This is a genomic window from Spirillospora sp. NPDC049652 (assembly GCF_040675125.1).
In the GTDB taxonomy this organism is placed as follows: Bacteria; Actinomycetota; Actinomycetes; order Streptosporangiales; family Streptosporangiaceae; genus Spirillospora.
On the sequence record NZ_JBFAOF010000864.1, the window covers coordinates 1 to 3,092 of the forward strand.

The 3,092-nt window shown below is 71.8% G+C and carries 5 protein-coding genes; 3 read left to right on the forward strand and 2 right to left on the reverse strand.

Annotated elements, in window-relative coordinates; translation table 11 throughout:
• Positions 1 to 144 precede the first annotated feature (144 nt).
• Positions 145 to 726 (reverse strand): TetR/AcrR family transcriptional regulator, encoded by a 582-nt coding sequence (locus AB0J52_RS33975; RefSeq protein ID WP_500186986.1) that lies wholly within the window; start codon positions 724 to 726, stop codon positions 145 to 147.
• A gap of 81 nt (positions 727 to 807) precedes the next feature.
• Between AB0J52_RS33975 and AB0J52_RS33980 the strand changes: the two genes are divergently transcribed.
• The 3 genes from AB0J52_RS33980 to AB0J52_RS33990 are packed head-to-tail and all read left to right on the forward strand — an operon-like array spanning position 808 to position 2,954.
• On the forward strand, positions 808 to 2,055 hold the full coding sequence (locus AB0J52_RS33980) for an MFS transporter (RefSeq protein ID WP_500186987.1): 1,248 nt from the start codon (positions 808 to 810) through the stop codon (positions 2,053 to 2,055).
• 43 nt (positions 2,056 to 2,098) lie between these two features.
• A complete protein-coding gene (locus AB0J52_RS33985; RefSeq protein ID WP_500186988.1) occupies positions 2,099 to 2,461 on the forward strand; it encodes a nuclear transport factor 2 family protein in 363 nt (120 codons plus the stop codon).
• A gap of 49 nt (positions 2,462 to 2,510) precedes the next feature.
• Positions 2,511 to 2,954 (forward strand): SDR family NAD(P)-dependent oxidoreductase, encoded by a 444-nt coding sequence (locus AB0J52_RS33990; protein ID WP_500186989.1) that lies wholly within the window; start codon positions 2,511 to 2,513, stop codon positions 2,952 to 2,954.
• Here the strand turns inward: AB0J52_RS33990 and AB0J52_RS33995 are convergent.
• On the reverse strand, positions 2,944 to 3,092 hold a 149-nt coding region (locus AB0J52_RS33995; protein WP_500186990.1), incomplete at its 5' end, for a transposase. The two genes, AB0J52_RS33990 and AB0J52_RS33995, sit on opposite strands and share 11 nt — an antisense overlap.

The window sequence follows — 3,092 nt, forward strand, 5'->3', positions numbered from 1 at the left end:
TGACCCCGTGCCGGCGAGCACCGAGGACACCGCGCCGGCGGGCACCGGGCTCGCGAGCGCCCACCGAACTTGAGCCGTGCGGACAGCGTCCCGCACGGCTCAAATCTTTGCCCCCAGCGATCCCTGGAGCGCTGAGCTCCGCCCCTACGGCGGGCCGTCCGGCAGGCTTGCGGCCAGGGTGGTGACGGCCGTGGCCAGTTCGGCGGCGTAGGCGTCGGTGAGCTTGGCGGCGTCGAAGACCAGCGCGTACCACATCGGCCCGAAGACCAGGTCGATGAGGACGCCGTTGTCCGGGTGGGCGACCTGGCCGCGGCTCCGGGCGCGGTCGAGGATCTCGCCGACGGCGGCGCGGCGGGACCGGATGAGGGTGTCGGTGACGCGGCGGGCGAAGTCCGGGTCCTGGAGGACCTCGGCGGCCAGGGCCTGGTTGAGCGCGCCGTGCACGCCGCGCTGGGCGGCGAAGGTCTCCTCCAGCAGGGTCAGCAGGTCCTCGCGCAGGTCGCCGGTGTCGGGGGTGGGCAGGCGGGTGCGGGCGTAGGTGACGAGGGAGTCGAGGATCACCTCGCCCTTGCTGGCGTAGCGCCGGTAGACGGCCTGTTTGGACACGCCGCTGCGGGCGGCGATCCCCTCCATGCTCACCCCCCGGTAGCCCTGGTCGGCGACCAGGTCGAGGGTGGCCTGGCGGATGGCGTCGTCGACGGCGGGGTCGCGGGGTCGTCCGGTCATGGGCCTGAGCCTACTTGACATACGGACCGTGCCGTATTGTAATTTCAATACGCACCGCACCGTAGTGAAAGGGAGTGCGTGGTGAGAACTCGTTCTTCGAGCCCGGCCCTGGTGACGTTGGCACTGGGGTACTTCGCCCTCGGGACCGCGTCGCTGGCCGTGGTCGGGCTGAGCGCCCCGATCGCCGCGGAACTGCGCGTCCGCCCCGCCACCATCGGGACCCTGGTCACCGTCTTCTCGCTGGTGTTCGCGCTGGCCGCACCGCTGACCGCGGTCGTGCTCGGGCGCATGGACCGCCGGCGGGTCCTGATGATCGGTCTGGCCCTGATGCTGGCCGGGGGCGTCGGCAGCGCGCTCGCCCCGACCTTCGGGGCCCTGGTCGCCGCCCGGGTGGTCGCCGGACTGGGCGCGGCGGTCTTCGGACCGGTCGCCTCGGCCACCGGCTCGATGATCGTCCCGGCGGGGCAGCGGCCGCGCGCGCTGGCGGTGGTGTTCGGCGGGATGACCGCCGCCACCGTGCTGGGGGTACCGCTGGCCTCGGCGGCGGGCACGACGATCGGCTGGCGCTGGACGCTGGCCGCCGTGGCGGTGCTGACCGCGGCGGTGATGGCGTTGCTGCCCGCGTCGCTGCCTCCGGTGCCGGCGGGGCCCGCACCGACCGCGCGCGGGTTCGCCCGCATGCTGCGCACCCCCGGAGTCGTGCCGATCATCTCGACCACGCTGCTGGTGCTGACCGCACAGTTCACCGTGTACGGGGTCGCCGGCGCCTACCTGGCGGCCCGGTTCGGCGCCGCCGCCGGCATGGTGTCACTGACGCTGCTGGTGTTCGGCACGGTCGGAATGGTCGGCAACGCCGTCGGTCCGCGCCTGTACACGCGGCTGGGAGGGGCGCGGACCATCGCCGCCGCCCTGGCCGGGCTCATCGTCACCTTCGCCGCGCTGACGGCCGCGCCGGGAGCACTCCCGGTCGGAGTCGGGATGTTCGCCTTCTGGGCCTTCTTCAACACCGTCTTCATGGCGCCGCAGCAGACCCGGCTGGTGGAGATGCTGCCCGAACAGCGCGGCGTCCTGCTGGCGCTCAACGCCTCGGCGCTGTACCTGGGCATGAGCCTGGGCAGCCTGCTCGGCAGTGGCCTCCTGCCCGTCCTCGGCGCACGGGGACTGTCGGCGCTCCCGCTGGTACCGCTGGCCCTGGCGGTCGGCGCCCACCTGCTCTCCCTCCGCTCGTCCGGCCGACCGCAGCCGCTCGGCACCCCTGCTCCCGCCGCGACCCGCGTCGAGACCTCGGCGAAGGCTCCCTACGGCGCCCCCGCCTCGGCCCACCGCTGATCGAAACAACGAACGCAAGAACACAAGTAATCAGGAGAACGTGATGTCTCAGCTTGTCCGTGACTACATCGAGCTGGTCTGGAACCAGGGCCGCACCGACCTCGCCGACCGTTTCCTCGCCGAGGACCTGATCCAGCACAACCCGAACCTGCCGGACGGCCGCAAGCCCCTGGTCGACTTCATCGACGGGCTGCGTACCCAGCTCCCGCAGGGGCGCTTCGAGATCCGCCGCCTGGCCGGTGAGGGCGATCTGGTGTTCACCCACAGCCTGTTCACGGCGCAGCCCGGCCACCAGGGCATCGCTGTGGTGGACGTGTTCCGCGTCGCCGACGGGAGGATCGTCGAGCACTGGGACCTACGCGAGGACGTCCCCGACACCACCGCCAGCGGCCGTCCCGTCGTCTGACGATTCCCTCCCGATCTGCCGTACGTCCTGTTTCGAAAAGAGGAAAGCCGTGTCCACTTCCGACACCGTGCCGCCGCGTGACCAGACGATCCTGATCACCGGAGCCACCGACGGGCTCGGCCGCGCCCTGGCCCACCGGCTCGCCGCCGAGGGGGCGACGCTGATCCTGCACGGCCGCAACCCGGCCAAGGGCCGGGACCTGCTGGCAGAGCTGCGCGACCGGACCGGCAACCAGCGGCTCACGTTCGAGACCGCCGACTTCGCCGAGCTGGACCAGATCCGGGCGCTGGGCGAGCGGGTGGCCGCCCGCGACCGGCTGGACGTCCTGGTCAACAACGCCGGCATCGGCGTCGAACTCGCCCCGCGGCGCAGCGCGGACGGGTTGGAGCTGACCTTCCAGGTCGACTACCTGGCCACCTATGCGCTGAGCTGCCTGCTCACCCCGCTGCTGGCCCGGTCGCCCCTAGGACCTGTCCGGTGGATCATGTGTTGATCCAGAGCAGGGCGGTCACCAGGACGATCGCTGCCCGGTAGTTGCGGGCGAGTTTGTCGAAGCGGGTGGCGATGCCTCGCCATTGCTTGAGACGTCCCATGCAGCGTTCGACCACGTTGCGGCGCTTGTAGAGGTGCG

Excerpts from the sequence above, each read along its gene's own strand:
- AB0J52_RS33975 (WP_500186986.1), bottom strand. The coding sequence starts at position 726 with ATGACCGGACGACCCCGCGACCCCGCCGTCGACGACGCCATCCGCCAG.
- AB0J52_RS33985 (WP_500186988.1), top strand. The coding sequence starts at position 2,099 with ATGTCTCAGCTTGTCCGTGACTACATCGAGCTGGTCTGGAACCAGGGC.